The sequence below is a fragment of the Pseudoxanthomonas sp. GW835-FHT14C01 genome, from assembly GCF_058793715.1.
Genome location: NZ_JBXAGB010000003.1, coordinates 345,581 through 361,598 on the forward strand (window position 1 = coordinate 345,581; position 16,018 = coordinate 361,598).

The following is a 16,018-nucleotide window of genomic DNA, read 5'->3' on the forward strand; positions in this document are numbered from 1 at the left end:
TCGATGACGACGACGCTCTACGGGCTGAAGAACTGCGATACCTGCAAGAAGGCGACGAAGTGGCTGGACCGCTTCGGCGTGGCATATACGTTCGTCGACTACCGCGACAACCGGCAGGCGCCCGAGACGCTGACAGCATGGGCGGAAAAGGCGGGTGGTTGGGATGCGCTGATCAACAAGTCGTCGACCACCTGGCGGCAGCTGCCGGAGAACCGCAAGACGCCGGGTTCCGATGCGGAGTGGAAGCTGTTGTTGAAGGAGTGTCCGCAGCTGATCCGGCGCCCGGTGGTGGTCGGTGGTGTGGCGGGCTTTTCACAGGGTTTCAGCGACAATGGCTTCAAGAAGCAGTTCGGAGCCGGGTCGTGAGCGATGTCGTCGAACTTTCCAGCGAACTGATCCGCCGTCATTCGGTGACGCCCGACGATGCCGGCTGCCAGCAGGTGCTGGCGACGCGGCTGGCGCAATGGGGCTTCCTGTGCGAACACCTGCGCTTCGGCGATACGGACAATCTGTGGGCGACACACGGGTCCGGCGAACCGGTGCTGGTGCTGCTGGGCCATACGGACGTGGTGCCGCCGGGTCCGCTGTCCGCCTGGAGCAGCGATCCGTTCGTGCCGACCGTGCGCGACGGCGTGCTGTACGGACGCGGCACCGCCGACATGAAATGCAGCGTGGCGGCGTGCACGATCGCGCTGGAGCGCTTCGTCGATGCGCATCCGGACCACCCGGGCACGGTCGCACTGCTGGTGACCTCGGACGAGGAAGGCCCGGCGCACGATGGCGTGAAGAAGGTCGCCGAGCTGTTCCGCAAGCGTGGCCAGCGGATCGACTGGTGCATCACCGGCGAACCGTCATCGAAGGAAGTACTGGGTGACCTGCTGCGCGTCGGTCGCCGCGGCACGCTGACCGGCACCTTGAGCGTGCACGGCGTGCAGGGCCACGTGGCCTATCCGCACAAGGCGCTCAATCCCATCCACAAGGCGTTGCCGGCGCTGGACGAACTGGCCGCGCGCCAGTGGGACGATGGTTACGAAACCTTCCCGCCGACCAGCCTGCAGATCTCCAACATCAACGCGGGCACCGGCGCCAGCAACGTCATCCCGGGCGAGCTGCAGGTGGTGTTCAACCTGCGCTTCAATCCCAGTTGGACCGCGGAAAAGCTCGAGCAGGAAATCGAGGACATCTTCCGTCGGCACGGCGTGGACTACAGTATCCAGTGGTTGCGTGGCGGCGAGCCGTTCTACACGCCCGAAGGCCACCTGCGCGCTGCCGCGCGCGCGGTGCTGGGCGAATTCGCCGGCGCGCCACCGGAAGAAAGCACGGCGGGCGGCACTTCCGACGCGCGTTTCATCGCGCCGCTGGGCGCGGAGTGCATCGAGGTCGGCCCGGTCAACGCCAGCATCCACAAGGTCGACGAGAACATCCGCGTGGCCGACCTCGAAGCGCTGCCCGGTCTGTACCAGAAGCTGATCGAGCGGCTGATGCTGCCGGGTGGCGCTGGCCTGTAGGAGCGCCCTTAGGCGCTCCCGCAACGCCACGGGTGGTTGCAGACGCAACTTTTCCGGGGCTTGCCAAGCGCGGGCCTGAGCGGTTACGGTCGCTCCATGCCCTGCCGCACCGCCACCAACAACAACCGCAATAACCTGCGCCCGAACAATCGGACGCGGGCGATGCGGCTCTGCGACTAGGCAAAGAAAGACCTGCCGGATTCCAGAAACCCGCATCGCGAGATGCGGGTTTCTTCGTTTCCGGCCCCTGTTTCCGAACCCATCCAGGAGCTTCCACCCATGTGTTCCATCTTCGGCATCTTCGGGCTGCAGCCCGGCGACGACGTGCAGGCGCTGCGACGGCAGTCGCTGGAACTTTCGCAGAAGCAGCGCCACCGCGGCCCCGACTGGAGCGGCGTCCATCATGACGATGGCGCCATCCTCGTGCACGAGCGCCTGGCCATCGTCGATCCGGCCGGCGGCTCGCAACCGCTGCGCTCGGCCGACGGCGACCTGGTGCTGGCCGTGAACGGCGAGATCTACAACCACCGCGAACTGAAGGCGGAACTGGCGCAGGACTACGCGTTCCAGACAGGATCCGACTGCGAAGTCATCAATGCGTTGTATCGCGAAGACGAGCCGTCGTCGTTCCTCAACCGCCTCAACGGCATCTTCGCGTTCGCGCTGTGGGACAAGGCCAAAGGGCGCGCATTGATCGCGCGCGACCCGATCGGCGTATGCCCGCTGTACTGGGGACACGACCGCGAGGGTCGCTTGTGCGTCGCATCGGAGATGAAGGCGCTGGCGCCGATCTGCGCCGACGTGGCGCAGTTTCCGCCGGGCCACTACTACGACACCGCCACCCGGACGCTGGTGAAGTATTACGGGAAGCCGTGGCGCGACTACGCCGCCGTGGAGCAGGTGGAGGTCGCGAAGCAGGAACTGCGCGAAGCGTTCGAGCGTGCCGTGCATCGCCAGCTGATGACCGACGTGCCGTACGGCGTGCTGCTGTCCGGCGGGCTGGATTCGTCGCTGGTCGCGGCGGTGGCCGCGCGCTACGCGCGCCACCGCATCGAGGACAACGACAAGACCGAAGCGTGGTGGCCGCGTCTGCATTCGTTCGCCATCGGGCTGGAAGGTTCGCCCGACCTGGCCGCCGCCGAGGTCGCGGCGAAGGCGCTGGGTACGGTGCACCACGGCTTCACCTACACCTTCCAGGAGGGCCTCGACGCCATCCCGGAAGTGATCCGCCATATCGAGACCTACGACGTCACCACCATCCGCGCGTCCACGCCGATGTACCTGCTGGCGCGCCGCATCAAGGCGATGGGGGTGAAGATGGTGCTGTCGGGCGAGGGCAGCGACGAGATCTTCGGAGGCTACCTGTACTTCCACAAGGCGCCGAACGCGCGCGAGTTCCACGAGGAGCTGGTACGCAAACTGGATGCGCTGCACAACTACGATTGCCTGCGCGCCAACAAGTCGATGATGGCCTGGGGCGTGGAGCCGCGCGTGCCGTTCCTCGATGTCGAGTTCCTCGATGTGGCGATGAAGATGGATGCCCTGCACAAGATGATCGACAAGGGCAGCGCCGGCGCGCAGCGCATGGAGAAGGGCGTGCTGCGCGAGGCCTTCGATGGCTACCTGCCGGAGTCGATCCTGTGGCGGCAGAAGGAGCAGTTCAGCGACGGCGTCGGTTACGGCTGGATCGACGGACTGAAGGCGCATGCGGAGGCGCAGGTCAGCGATCGCGAACTGGCGGCGGCCGACAAGCGTTTCCCGGTCAACCCGCCGCAGACGAAGGAGGCGTACTTCTACCGCACGCTGTTCGAGCAGCATTATCCGGGCCAGGCGTGCGCGGAGACGGTGCCGGGCGGCAAGTCGATCGCCTGTTCGTCGCCGGCGGCGATCGCCTGGGATGCCAGCTTCGCGAAGATGGCCGATCCGTCCGGCCGTGCCGTCGCCGGCGTGCATGCGGCGGCGCATTCGCCCGTATCGACATGACGCCATCCGATCTGGTGCGTGAATGGGTCCGCCGCTTCAACGCGGTGGATGCCGACGGCCTGACGGCGCTGTATGCAGAGGATGCCGTGAACCACCAGGTGGTGACCGATCCATTGCACGGTCGCGAGGCGATCACGGCGATGTTCCGCACCGAATTCGGTCGCGCGACGATGGTGTGCACGATGGAAAACCTGTTCGAGGATGGCGAGTGGGCCATCCTCGAGTGGCGCGACCCGCGCGGCCTGCGCGGCTGCGGATTCTTCCAGGTGCGCGACGGACGGATCGTGTTCCAGCGTGGCTACTTCGACCAGCTCAGCTTCTTCCGGCAGCAGGGATTGCCGGTGCCTTCGCGTTACCTCGGCTGAGCGTTCGCGGGGCGCAGCGTCAGCGTATGGGTCGCGGCGCCCGGCAGGAACGGGGTCGGCCTTCCCTGCACCCAGTCGTCGTGGCCGGCGCCCCAGAACGGCGACATCGGGTGGCCGCTCTGGCCGCCCGGCATGTGGATGATGCCGTCCGCCTCGTGGCCCGGTGACACCACCATGCGTTCCGAGGCGCCGAACGCCGGCCCCTGTACGCGCGGCATGGCGCCATCGCCGGCCAGCGGTTCGCCCGGCATGCACAGCTTCGGCTTGAGGAAGGCGGGCAGGGCGTTGGCCAGCGGGTGGCAGATCTTCGCGGTGTTGCGCTCGCCCCAGCGACGCTCGGCCAGTGGGCCCCGCTCGGCGAGGTCATCGCGTACTTCCTTCGCCGCGTCTTCCAGCAGTGCATCCCAGCTCGTGTAGCGTCGCGACAACAGGTGCGGCGGGCGCTGTTCCAGCAATGGCCACACCGCGCCTTCCAGTTGCGGCAGGTCGGGCATGACGAAGTCCTCGCCCAGCGCCGCCTGCGCCGGTGCGGTCAGGCCGTCGGCGATGCGCGCGTGCACGGCCAGGCGCCAGGCGCGCACCAGCCGGTAGCTCACCGAATCGACGCTGGCGGTGCCTTCCCAGGTAATGCCGGCATCGGCGAGCGCCTTCATCGACGAATCCGCCGGCATCCGCTTCGCTTCGTCCTGCAGCAACTGCCACCAGCGCTGCAGGAACAGCGCTCGGTCGTCGAGCTGGATGGCCAGCAGGTCCTTCTCGGTGAAACGCTCCTTCGCCAGCAGGCCGTCGCGGATCTGCTTCGCACGCGCCCCCAGGGCATAGCCGCCATCGCCCACGCGGGCGAGCGCGGCGCCGTCCAGCACGCGCGCGTTCGCCGTCCACAGGCGATGGCTGGTCTGCGAGGTGAGCACCGGCGACAGCTGGTTGGAAATGACCCAGGGCCGGCAACTGTCCGGCGGCTGGGGCGTGGCATCGTCCGCCGGCGCCGCCGGTGCGAGTTCCAGCGTATGAGGGCACGACGCCGCGCGAGACGGCAGCGGGCCGAGGATGCGCCAGGCGATGCGCCCGTTGTGGTCGGCGATCACCAGGTTCTGTGCCGGGGTCGCGGTGCGTTGCGCCACCGACAGCGCGGCGGACAGGTCGCCGGCTGTCGCGAAATCCGACAGCCCGAAGTTCAGCGCGCCGGGCTGGTGCGCGACCCAGCGCAGGGCCAGCGCGGGTTGCTTGCCCTTGGCCGCGTGGACGATCGGTCCGTAGCGCGTTTCCTGCACGTCGAGCGCCACCGGATCGGCGCCGGCGACGAGGATCGTTTCCGGGTGATGCTCGACCGCGTCGCAGGTAGCCGCGGCATCGTCCTTGCCGCACGGCTTCACCGGATACCAGTCCGCGGTGTCCGCATAGCTGTTGGTGAAGCCCCACGCGACGTGGCCGTTGCTGCCCACGATGATCGCCGGCAGCCCGGGCAGGCTGAAACCGGATACGTCGACCTGGCCGCCGGGCGCACGCGGATCCGGATAGCGCAGGCGCACGCGGAACCAAAGATTCGGCGCGCGCAGACCCAGGTGCATGTCGTCGGCGACGATCGCGCGACCATCGGCCGTCAGCGCGCCGGCCACGGCCCAGTTGTTGCTGCCCGGCGTGCCCTTGTCGGCGAGGCGCTGGTGCGTGTCGCCCTTGGGCATGGGCAGCGTGCGCAGGTCGACCTCGTCGGCGGTCGGCAGGGAGGCATTCCCGCGTGGCTCGCCCTGCAGCGGCGCATCCCATTCGGTGCCGTCGTGGGTCAGCAGCGCGTAAAGCGCGGGCGGTACCTGGCGACGGATCTTCCACAGGCCGAGTTCGCGTACGTTGTCCGCGTCCTGCAGGTCGAAGTACATGGCATAGCCGGCCAGCGCGGAATCCGCCACGTCCCACGCGCGCGGCGATTGCCGCAGCAGCAGGTAAGGCCAGGGGCGCGACGTCAAGGCCCCCAAGCCATCGTTGACGCCGTTGGCATAGGCCTGCAGCTGCGGCAGGCGGTCGCCGCCGAAGCTGTCGAGGGATGCGGTCACGCGTGCGCGCATCCGATGCATCCGGCGCGCCCTGTCCATGTCCACCGCGACGGGGCCGAACAGCTCGGACAGCTCGCCGGCGGAGCTGCGCCGCATCAGATCCATCTCGAAGTAGCGCTCCTGCGCATGCACGAAACCGAGCGCACGCACCGCATCCGTCTCGCTGGCCGCTTCGATGGTCACCACGCCCAGTGCGTCGCGCTGGACGGATACCGGCGCGGACAGTCCGGCCAGCGGCTGTTCGCCGTCGAGCCGGGCCAGGCTGCCGCGCATGGACCACCAGGCCAGCAGTACCGCCGCGACGATCAGGGCCAACAGCAGCAGCGCGATGCGCCGGGTCCACTTCAGCATTGCGGAGTCCTTGCGGTGAGGGTGTGGCGGGGTGGCCGGATTATTCCACGGAAGCCACGACCGCCACCGTCGCGCTGCGGTGCCGAACGAGACTGATTCCGATTCGGTCATCGCCCGCAGGGATGGGGCATCATGCGCGCCTCGCCCCCGGAGCCGACCCCATGAAAGGCCATCCCGACGTCGTCGACTACCTCAAGTTCCTGTTGCGCGGCGAGCTGGCCGCGCGCGACCAGTACTTCATCCACTCGCGCCGTTACGAGGACCAGGGGCTGAAGGCCCTGTTCCACCGCATCGACCACGAGATGCAGGAAGAGACCGAGCACGCCGACGCGCTGCTGCGCCGCATCCTGTTCCTGGAGGGCGACCCGGACATGCGCCCGGAAACCTTCGTGGCCGGCAAGACGGTCGAGGAGATGCTGCAGCGCGATCTCGAGGTGGAGTACGCGGTGCGCGCCAACCTGGCCAAGGGCGTCGGCATCTGCGAACAGCATGGCGACTACGTCAGCCGCGAGATCCTGCTGACCCAGCTGAAAGACACCGAGGAAGACCATGCGCACTGGCTGGAACAGCAGCTGGGCCTGATCAAGCGCCTCGGCATCGAGCTGTACCTGACCTCGAAGCTGGACGGCGAACCCGCCGGCGAGTGACCGTTCCCCGCAGAGCCGAGCTTGCTCGGCTCTGTTTCTTGTCCACGCTTGAGCGTTGATCGGACCGCAGCGGAGCAAGCTCCGCGCTACGAACGGCGGAGGCGGTACACGGCGGTTTCCAGCGAGCTCAACCCTTCCTCGCGGAAGCGTGGCTCCTGGTCGAGGATGTCGCGCCGTTCCAGCAGGCTGTGGCGCCATAGCGCCGCGAACAGGGCTTCGACTTCCGCCTGCGCTACCGAGAAGGGTGGCCCCGCCTTTTCCTCCTGCGGATACTCCAGCGTGATCAGCAGCCCCTGACAGCCGGCCGGCAGGGCGGCATAGACCGCGTCGCGGTAACGCAGGCGCAGGTCGGACGGCAGGGCGATCAGTGCGGCGCGGTCGTACACGCCGGCGACGTCCGCCAGCAGCGCCGGATCGAGGCCGAAGGCATCGCCGAGGATGATCTCGATGGGGCCGGCGCTGAAGTGCTCGCCGTAGCCGCTTGTCGTGCGCACCGGATCGAGCTTCGCCTCTTCGAAGAACTGCGTCACCGCCAGCGGCGACAGTTCCACCCCGAGCACCTGGTAGCCCTGTGCGGCCAGCCAATGCATGTCCAGCGACTTGCCGCACAGCGGCACCAGCACCCGCGACCCTTCCGGTAGCTGCAGCGCCGGCCAATGCTTCTGCAGCAGCGGCATCACGTCATGGCGATGGAAGCCGATCTGGCCTTCCTGCCAACGTTGCAACCAGAAGTCGGCGTCCATTCGTGCGCTCACTCCGCTAAAGAGGGGAAACCCGGGCGTAGAGTCGAGCTTGCTCGACTTCGGTCACTGCTGACGCCTTGCCACGCAGCGGAGCAAGCTCCGCTCTACGACTTCCGTAGTTGTTGACTAATAACGCGCCGCAGCGCGCCTGTTCTGCAAACTACTGGACGTCCAGTCCGTCGACCTTCTGCCACCCGCGCGGCAACAATCCACCGCGCGTCGCTCTGGCACCGACGTACTCGTCCAGGTCCTTGAACGACAGGCTCATCGTGCGCTGGCCGCTCTTGACCAGCAGCGTGGCGCCCGGAGATACCGCGGCGATCGCGACCACGCGTTCGGTGCCGAGCTTGGCCTTCGGGATCTCGATGATCTTGTTGCCTTTGCCCTTGTCCAGTTCCGGCAGTTCGCTGACCGGGAAGGCAAGCAGATGGCCGGCGCTGGTGACGGCGACGATGCGGTCCGTCTCGGTGTTCGGTACCTGCGCGGGCTGCAGCACGCTGGCACCCACGGTCAGGTTGAGCATCGCCTTGCCGGCCTTCTGGCGGCCGGTGAGGTTTTCGAAGCGGGTGACGAAGCCGTAGCCGTGCGAGGACGCCAGCACGAAGCGGTTGTCGTTGTCGCCGCTGGCCAGCGCCTGGAACGAGGCGCCTGCCGCCGGCGAGAAGCGGCCGGTCAGCGGTTCGCCGTTGCCGCGCGCGGAAGGGAGCGTGTGCACGGCGGTGGAGTAGCTGCGGCCTTCCGAATCGAGGAACGCCACCTGCTGCGTGCTGCGCGAACGCACCGCGCCGAGCAGGCCGTCGCCATCGCGGTAGGACAGCGTGGACGCATCCACGTCATGGCCCTTGGCGGCACGGATCCAGCCCTTCTCCGACAGCACGACGGTCATTGGCTCGCTGGCCACCAGTTCGGTCTCGTCCAGCGCCTGCGCGGCATCGCGCTGCACCAGCGGCGACAGACGCGCATCGCCGAACTTCTTCGCGTCGGCGGTCAGTTCGTCCTTGATCAGCTTTTTCAGCTTGGCCTTCGATTCCAGGATGCCGGCGATCTTTTCGCGCTCGGCCCGCAACTCGTCCTGCTCGCCGCGGATCTTCATTTCCTCCAGGCGGGCGAGCTGCTTCAGCTTGGTCTCGAGGATGTAGTCCGCCTGTTCCTCGCTCAGCGCGAAGCGGGCGATCAACGCGGCCTTCGGCTCGTCCTCGGTGCGGATGATGCGGATGACCTCGTCCAGGTTGAGGAACGTGACCAGCAGGCCTTCCAACAGGTGCAGGCGACGCTCGACCTTTTCCAGGCGGTGCTTCAGGCGACGCGTGACCGTGTCGCTGCGGAACGCCAGCCACTCGGTCAGGAACATCTTCAGGTTCTTGACCTGCGGCCGCCCGTCCAGCCCGATGATGTTGAGGTTGACCCGGTAGCTCTTCTCCAGGTCGGTGGTGGCGAACAGGTGGCCCATCAACTGTTCGGCATCCACGCGGTTCGAACGCGGGATCAGCACCACGCGCACCGGATTGGCGTGGTCGGACTCGTCGCGGATGTCCTCCAGCCACGGCAGCTTCTTGGCGCGCATCTGCGCGGCGATCTGTTCGATCACCTTCGACGGCGACACCTGGTAGGGCAGGGCGTCGATGACGATGTTGGCGTTGTCCTTGCGCCACACGGCGCGTGCGCGGACGCTGCCGGTGCCGTTCTCGTACATCGCGCGCAGGTCGGACGCGGCGGTGATGATCTCGGCCTTCGTCGGGTAGTCGGGGCCGCGGACGTGTTCGCACAGGTCGGCGACCGTCGCATCCGGATCGTCGATCAGGCGGATGCAGGCGCTGACGATCTCGTTGAGGTTGTGCGGCGGCACGTCGGTCGCCATGCCCACGGCGATGCCGGTGGTGCCGTTGAGCAGCAGGTGGGGCAGGCGTGCCGGCAGCCAGGTGGGCTCTTCCAGCGTGCCGTCGAAGTTCGGTGTCCAGTCCACCGTGCCCTGGCCGAGTTCGCCCAGCAGCACCTCGGCGATCGGCGTGAGCTTGGATTCGGTGTAGCGCATCGCCGCGAACGACTTCGGATCGTCCGGCGAACCGAAGTTGCCCTGGCCCTCGATCAGCGGATAGCGGTACGAGAACGGCTGCGCCATCAGCACCAGCGCTTCGTAGCAGGCGCTGTCGCCGTGCGGATGGTACTTGCCGATCACATCGCCGACGGTGCGCGCGGACTTCTTCGGCTTGGCGCCTGCGTTCAGGCCCAGCTCGCTCATCGAATAGACGATGCGGCGCTGGACCGGCTTCAGGCCGTCGCCGATGAAGGGCAGGGCACGGTCCAGCACGACGTACATGGAGTAGTCGAGGTAGGCGCGCTCGGCGTACTCGCGCAGCGGAATCTGTTCGAAGCCGTGGAAGGTCGGGCGGATCGTTTCGGTCATTGCGGGCGTATCGTCTGCGGGTCTGAAAACCCGGCCATTCTACCCGTCGCCCCGTCTCAGCCGCCGATACCGGGCCACAGCGGACCGTCCAGCCACAGCCAGCGCGCCAGCCAGGCGGTGGTGATGGCGATGGCCGCCGTCAGCGGGATGCCCACGCGCAGGAAATCGCCGAAGGTGTAGCGGCCCGGGTTGAGGATCAGCAGGTTGCCGTGGTGGCCGATCGGGGTCAGGAACGAGGCGACCGCGCCCATCGCGGTGCAGACCACGAACGGCACCGGATTCAGGTCCAGGCCGTCGGCCAGCGCGAGCGCGATGGGGGCCAGCAGGACGGTCGTCGCGGCGTCGGACAGGATCTGCGTCAGCAGGGCGGCGGCGCCGAACATCACCAGCAGCAGTACCAGCGGCGACCAGTGCGCGGTGTGGTTGAGCAGCAGGTCGGCCACCAGCGCTGCGGTACCGGTCTTCTCCATGGCGATGCCGAGCGGGATCACGCCGCCGATCATCACGAAGATGCGGACGTCGATCTCCTGGTAGGCGCGCTCGATGTCGACGCATCGCGTCAGCACCATCGCCACCGCGCCCGCGAGGAAGGCGATGTGCGGCGCGAGCGTCTCGGTCGCCGCCGCCGCGACGGCGGCGACCATGATCGCCAGCGCGACCGGGGCGCGGCGGCGGGGCTTCTTCTGGCCGCCGAACGGCACCAGCATCAGGAAGCCGTGGTGCGCCGCCAAGGGTTCGAAGTTCTGTTGCTGGCCCCACAGCACCAGCAGGTCGCCTTCCTGCAGCACCATGTCCGAAAGTTCGCCGTGCAGCCAGCCTTCGCGGCGCCACAGACCGACCACGACGACGCCCAGGTTCCGCAGGAAATCGATGTCGGCCACGCTGCGGCCGATGAACTCCGAGTGCGGGGCGACCACCGCCTGCACCAGTTGCTCTTCGCCCAGCGCCTCGCTCTTGCCTTCCTCGCGCTTCTCGCCGTACCGGGCGACCGCGTGCAGGGCGAGGCCGGGTTCGTCGCGGATGGAGGCGATCTCGTCCGGCGACGCGCGCACCAGCAGTACATCGCCGGCGGCCAGCGTACTGTCGAGCCGCTGGTTGCGCCGGCGCATGCCGTGCCGCAGCCAGTCCACCACCTGCAGCCGGTCGTCGAAGGCCTTGGCGAACTCGCCACGCGCCCGGCCGATCCATGGCGAGTCGTCCTCCACCAGCAGTTCGGTGTAGTAGCGGTCCAGCTTCAGGTAGTCGCCCTGCGGGGTCTCGCCCTCGCGCTTGGGCACCAGCCAGCGCCCCAGCAGCATGTAGACGGTGCCGAGCACCACCAGTGCGGCGCCGATGGGCGTGATAGCGAAGATGTCGAGCGCCGGCAGGCCGGCGCGCTTGATCAGGTCGTTCGACAACAGGAAGGCGGGCGCGCTGAACAGCGTCAGCGTGGTGCCGAGCGAGGCGGCCAGCGACATCGGCATCAGCAGGCGCGACGCGGCCAGCTTCTGGTCCCGCGCGATGCGCATCAGGATCGGCAGCATCATCGCGGTGACCATCACGTGGTGCGAGAACGCGGCCAACGCCGCGGTCGCAGGCATCACGACGGCGATCGTGCGCCATTCGCTGCCGCCCGCGGCGCGGCCGATGCCGGCGCCGATGCGCTCGGTGATGCCGGTCGCCGACAGGCCGGCGGACAGCACGAACACGGCGGCGACGATGATCGCCGGTTCGCTGGCGAAGCCGGACAGCGCTTCCTTCGGGCCGAGGATGCCGGTCAGTGTCAGGGCGAGCAGGGCGAGCAGCGCGACCAGGTCGACGCGCAGTCTTTCGCTGATGAACAGACCCAGGGTGATCGCCAGGATCGCGAGGAACAGGATCTGCTGGAACTCCATGCGTGTCCCTTGGCGTGTTGCGTCGTCGTGCGTGGCCGGCAGCCTACGGCGAGCCGCCGTGAGGACGTGTGAGGTCGGGCCGGGTGCGCGATGTCGTCGCGCGAGGGCGGAAACGAAAAACCCCCGCTTTCGCGAGGGTCTTCGTTATGCGTGGTGCCCAGGAGAGGACTCGAACCTCCACGGTTTTACCCGCTAGTACCTGAAACTAGTGCGTCTACCAATTCCGCCACCTGGGCAGGTAAGCGAGGCGCGCATTTTGAGGATCGGCCGGGGGAATGTCAACGGTTGTCTTCGCACGGTGTTGTTCAGGCGGGGTGTACGATGCGCCGATGACCAAGAACACCAAGAGTGGCGGCGGCAAGAAGCCCGCTGCAAACGCCAAGGCCGGTGCAAAGCCCGCCTCCCGCAACGCCCCCGGCAAGCCGGGCAAACCCGCCAAGAAGAGCCTGCCGCCGTGGATGCCTGAGATGCCTGCGCGGGCGCCGTCCCGCCCGGCAGCCGGCGCGCCGCGTCGGTCCCCGGGCCCCGCGCCGCGAGCGGCCGGTCGCTTCGTCGACCCGCATGCGCAGCGCGAAGCCCAACGCTACGAACAGCCGATCGCCAGCCGCGAGGCGATCCTCGGTTTTCTCGAGGCGGCCGAAGGCCCGCAGACGGCGGAAGAGATCGCCGGTCCGCTGGGGCTGGACGCGCCGGACCGGTTCGACGCGTTGTCCAAGCGCCTGGGCGCGATGGTCCGCGACGGCCAGCTGGTGCAGAACCGCCGCGGCGGCTTCGCGCCGGTACAGCAGACCGACCTGATCGCCGGCACGGTGATCGCCAATCCGGACGGCTTCGGCTTCCTCCGCCCCGATACCGGCGGTGGCGACGATCTGTTCCTGCCGCCCTATGAAATGCGCAAGGTCATGCACGGCGACCGTGCGCTGGCCAACGTCACCGGCATCGACCGACGCGGTCGCCGCGAGGGCAGCATTGCGCGCGTGCTGGAGCGTGGCGTCACCCGCCTGATCGGCCGCTTCGGTTTCGAGGTCGGCATCGCCTACGTGGCGCCGGACGACAAACGCATCCAGCGCAACGTGCAGATCCCGCAGGACGCGACCGGCGGCGCGCGCGACGGCCAGCTGGTCGTCGTCGAGCTGACCCAGGCACCGGATGCGCGCCGTCCGCCCATCGGCAAGGTCATCGCGGTGCTCGGCGACAGCCTGACGCCGTCGCTGGTAGTCGAGGCCGCGATCCACGGCCACAACCTGCCGCACGAGTTCCCGCAGGAGGTGCTGGACGAAGCCACGGCCGTACCACTGGTGGTCGAGCCGGCGATGATCGGCGACCGCGTCGACCTGCGGTCCACGCCGCTGGTGACCATCGACGGCGAGGACGCCAAGGATTTCGACGACGCGGTCTACTGCGAACCGACCCGCGACGGCTTCCGCCTGGTCGTCGCCATCGCCGACGTCTCGCATTACGTCCGTCCCGGCACGCCGCTGGACGACGAAGCGCAGAAGCGCGCGACCTCGGTCTATTTCCCCGGCTACGTGGTGCCGATGCTGCCGGAGACGCTGTCCAACGGCATCTGCTCGCTGAACCCGAAGGTCGACCGCATGACCTTCGTCTGCGACATGCAGGTCAATCGCGAGGGCGAAGTCACCGGATCGAAGTTCTACGAAGCGGTAATGAACTCGCACGCGCGCCTGACCTACACGCAGGTGTGGAAGGCGGTCGGCGAGAACGACGAGGAGGTCCGTGCGCAGATCGCGCCCGTGCTGCCGCACGTCGAGCGCCTTTACCAGCTCTACCACGTGCTGGCCAAGGCGCGCACGCAGCGCGGCGCCATCGAGTTCGAGAGCTCCGAAGTGCGCTTCGTCCTCGACAACCGCGGCGAGGTCACCCAGGCGGGGATGCTGGTGCGCAACGACGCGCACAAGCTGATCGAGGAGTGCATGATCGCCGCGAACGTCCAGGCGGCGAAGTACCTGCTCGCCGCGCACATCCCGGCGCCGTACCGCATCCACGACAAGCCGCCGGAAACCAAGTACATGGACCTGCTGGAATTCCTGAAGGAGTTCAAGCTGTCGATGCCGTCGTGGGGCAAGGTGCAGCCGAAGGACTTCACCAACCTGCTGAAGAAGGTGCGTGAGCGTCCGGACGCGGCACTGCTGGAATCGGTGCTGTTGCGCAGCCAGAGCCTGGCCGTGTATGCGCCCGAGAACGTCGGCCACTTCGGCCTGGCGCTGGAGGCGTACGCGCACTTCACGTCGCCGATCCGCCGCTATCCCGACCTGCTGGTGCATCGCGCGATCAAGCATGGCCTGTCGCGCAAGCCGGCGGACGCCTTCCCGTATTCGCCGCGCGACATGGCCGCGCTGGCGCTGCAGTGCTCCGAGCGCGAGCGCCGCGCCGACGAGGCCGAGCGCGAGGTCGACGAGCGTTTCCGCGCCGCGTGGATGGAAAAGCACGTCGGCGGCCAGTTCGACGGCGTCATCAGCGGCGTGACCAGCTTCGGCCTGTTCGTCGAGCTGGACCAGTCCAAGGTCAACGGCCTGGTCCACGTGACCCAGCTGCCGCAGGACTATTACCACTTCGACCCGGTGCGGAAGACGCTGTCCGGCGAGCGCCGCGGCCTGTCTTACCGTCTCGGCGACCGCGTACGCATCGTCGTGCTGAAGGCCAGCCTGGAGGAGCGCAAGATCGACTTCCGCCTGGTCGAGGACAAGACCAGGGACAGCGGCCTGCCGCCGCCGGCGCCACGTGGCCAGCCGGCCAAGCGGAAGAAGCGGAAGTACTGATGACGGTTCGGATCCTTGTGTTTTCCAATCGTTTGGAGCCTCCATGTCTCCCGAGATCCATACCGGCGGCTGCCAATGCGGCGCCGTGCGTTTCCGCGTCACCGGTGAGCTGAGGGATGCCTCGATCTGCCACTGCCGCATGTGCCAGAAAGCGTTCGGCGCGTACTACGCGCCGCTGGTCTCCACGCGCGGCGCATTGCTCGAATGGACGCGTGGCGAGCCGAAGCGCTTCCAGTCGTCGAACGTGGTCCAGCGTGGCTTCTGCGCCGACTGCGGCACCCCGCTGACCTACGAGGCGCCGGATGGCGTGGCCGTGGCCGCCGGTGCGTTCGACGATCCGAGCGGTCTGGCGCCGTGGGTCCAGTACGGTATCGAAGGCAAACTGCCGTACGTGGACGCCCTGTCGGCGCTGCCGCAGCGGCGGACCGAAGAAGACGAGGCCGCTGCCGCCTTCCTGGCCGGCGTGGTGTCGTTCCAGCATCCGGACCACGACACGGCGGACTGGCCGCCGCGCTGAGCCGGTGGTCGGTGCGATAATGCCGGCCTTTCCAGGGCGGCCGTACAGCGCATGAGCAAGCAGAACCAGTGGATCGTCGGCGTCAATGCGGTGGCCTCGGCCATCGAGAACGATGCCGACAACGTGCGCGAGGTGCTGGTCGAAGGCGGAAGCAAGAACGCGCGGTTGACCGAGATCGAAGAGAACGCGCGCCGCAAGGGCATCGACGTGCGCCGCGTGACCGGCCAGGCGCTGGACGGCGTGGCGGGTTCGCTGCGCCACCAGGGCGTGGCCGCGCGCTACGCCGCCGCGAAGACCTGGGACGAGGACGAGCTGCAGGGCCTGGTCGAAGCCGCCGACGGCAAGGCATTGCTGCTGGTGCTGGACGGCGTGCAGGACCCGCACAACCTGGGCGCCTGCCTGCGTAGCGCGGCGGCGGCCGGTGTCACCGCGGTGATCATTCCCAAGGACAAGTCGGTCGGCGTCAACGCGACCGTGCGCAAGACCTCGGCCGGCGCCGCCGACCGCATTCCGGTCGTGCAGGTCACCAACCTGTCGCGCTGCCTGCGCGACCTGCAGCAACTCGGCGTGTGGATCTACGGACTGGCCGGCGAAGCGGACGCGTCGCTGTACTCCATCGACCTGCGCGGCAACGTCGCGCTGGCGTTGGGGGGCGAAGCCGACGGCCTGCGCCGCCTGACCCGCGAGCACTGCGACGGGCTGGTGAAGATCCCCATGCCCGGCGACATCGAAAGCCTCAACGTCTCGGTCGCAGCCGGCGTCACGCTGTTCGAGGCCGTCCGCCAGCGCCAGTAATCA

At 68.0% G+C, this 16,018-nt stretch carries 12 protein-coding genes and 1 tRNA gene; 8 read left to right on the forward strand and 5 right to left on the reverse strand.

Features of this window, described 5'->3' with window-relative positions; genetic code table 11:
- Nucleotides 1–3 precede the first annotated feature (3 nt).
- From AC1Q5B_RS14935 to AC1Q5B_RS14950, 4 genes are all read left to right on the forward strand, one after another.
- Nucleotides 4–366, forward strand: a complete 363-nt coding sequence (locus AC1Q5B_RS14935) for a Spx/MgsR family RNA polymerase-binding regulatory protein (RefSeq protein ID WP_492632373.1) — start codon at nt 4–6, stop codon at nt 364–366.
- Entirely contained in the window at nt 363–1,508 is a 1,146-nt protein-coding gene (gene dapE, locus AC1Q5B_RS14940) for a succinyl-diaminopimelate desuccinylase (protein ID WP_492632374.1), read from the forward strand. Before AC1Q5B_RS14935 ends, dapE begins: the two co-directional genes overlap by 4 nt.
- Before the next feature lie 279 nt (nt 1,509–1,787).
- Complete coding sequence (gene asnB / locus AC1Q5B_RS14945; protein WP_492632375.1) at nt 1,788–3,491, forward strand: asparagine synthase B; 1,704 nt, start codon at nt 1,788–1,790, stop codon at nt 3,489–3,491.
- Nucleotides 3,488–3,856, forward strand: coding sequence for a nuclear transport factor 2 family protein (locus AC1Q5B_RS14950; RefSeq protein ID WP_492632376.1), 369 nt, complete (start codon nt 3,488–3,490; stop codon nt 3,854–3,856). Before asnB ends, AC1Q5B_RS14950 begins: the two co-directional genes overlap by 4 nt.
- Here the strand turns inward: AC1Q5B_RS14950 and AC1Q5B_RS14955 are convergent.
- Nucleotides 3,844–6,255, reverse strand: a complete 2,412-nt coding sequence (locus AC1Q5B_RS14955) for a penicillin acylase family protein (protein WP_492632377.1) — start codon at nt 6,253–6,255, stop codon at nt 3,844–3,846. The two genes, AC1Q5B_RS14950 and AC1Q5B_RS14955, sit on opposite strands and share 13 nt — an antisense overlap.
- 161 nt (nt 6,256–6,416) lie before the next feature.
- Between AC1Q5B_RS14955 and bfr the strand changes: the two genes are divergently transcribed.
- Complete coding sequence (gene bfr, locus AC1Q5B_RS14960) at nt 6,417–6,902, forward strand: bacterioferritin (RefSeq protein WP_492632378.1); 486 nt, start codon at nt 6,417–6,419, stop codon at nt 6,900–6,902.
- 86 nt (nt 6,903–6,988) lie between these two features.
- On the opposite strand, the gene AC1Q5B_RS14965 is transcribed toward bfr, so the two are convergent.
- From AC1Q5B_RS14965 to AC1Q5B_RS14980, 4 genes are all read right to left on the reverse strand, one after another.
- Nucleotides 6,989–7,645, reverse strand: coding sequence for a thiopurine S-methyltransferase (locus AC1Q5B_RS14965; protein ID WP_492632379.1), 657 nt, complete (start codon nt 7,643–7,645; stop codon nt 6,989–6,991).
- A 160-nt stretch (nt 7,646–7,805) separates the two neighbouring features.
- Entirely contained in the window at nt 7,806–10,049 is a 2,244-nt protein-coding gene (gene parC, locus AC1Q5B_RS14970) for a DNA topoisomerase IV subunit A (protein WP_492632380.1), read from the reverse strand.
- Between the two features lie 56 nt (nt 10,050–10,105).
- The gene (locus AC1Q5B_RS14975; protein ID WP_492632381.1) at nt 10,106–11,923 is read right to left on the reverse strand and encodes an SLC13 family permease; all 1,818 of its coding nucleotides are present in this window, start codon (nt 11,921–11,923) and stop codon (nt 10,106–10,108) included.
- Nucleotides 11,924–12,074: 151 nt separating this feature from the next.
- Nucleotides 12,075–12,159 (reverse strand) — tRNA-Leu (locus AC1Q5B_RS14980).
- 93 nt (nt 12,160–12,252) lie between these two features.
- Between AC1Q5B_RS14980 and rnr the strand changes: the two genes are divergently transcribed.
- From rnr to rlmB, 3 genes are read left to right on the forward strand one after another with little or no spacing between them, the layout of a single operon-like run.
- The gene (rnr, locus tag AC1Q5B_RS14985; RefSeq protein WP_492632382.1) at nt 12,253–14,703 is read left to right on the forward strand and encodes a ribonuclease R; all 2,451 of its coding nucleotides are present in this window, start codon (nt 12,253–12,255) and stop codon (nt 14,701–14,703) included.
- 43 nt (nt 14,704–14,746) lie between these two features.
- Nucleotides 14,747–15,220, forward strand: a complete 474-nt coding sequence (locus AC1Q5B_RS14990) for a GFA family protein (RefSeq protein WP_492632383.1) — start codon at nt 14,747–14,749, stop codon at nt 15,218–15,220.
- Between the two features lie 51 nt (nt 15,221–15,271).
- Nucleotides 15,272–16,015 (forward strand): 23S rRNA (guanosine(2251)-2'-O)-methyltransferase RlmB, encoded by a 744-nt coding sequence (gene rlmB, locus AC1Q5B_RS14995; protein WP_492632384.1) that lies wholly within the window; start codon nt 15,272–15,274, stop codon nt 16,013–16,015.
- Nucleotides 16,016–16,018: the final 3 nt, after the last annotated feature.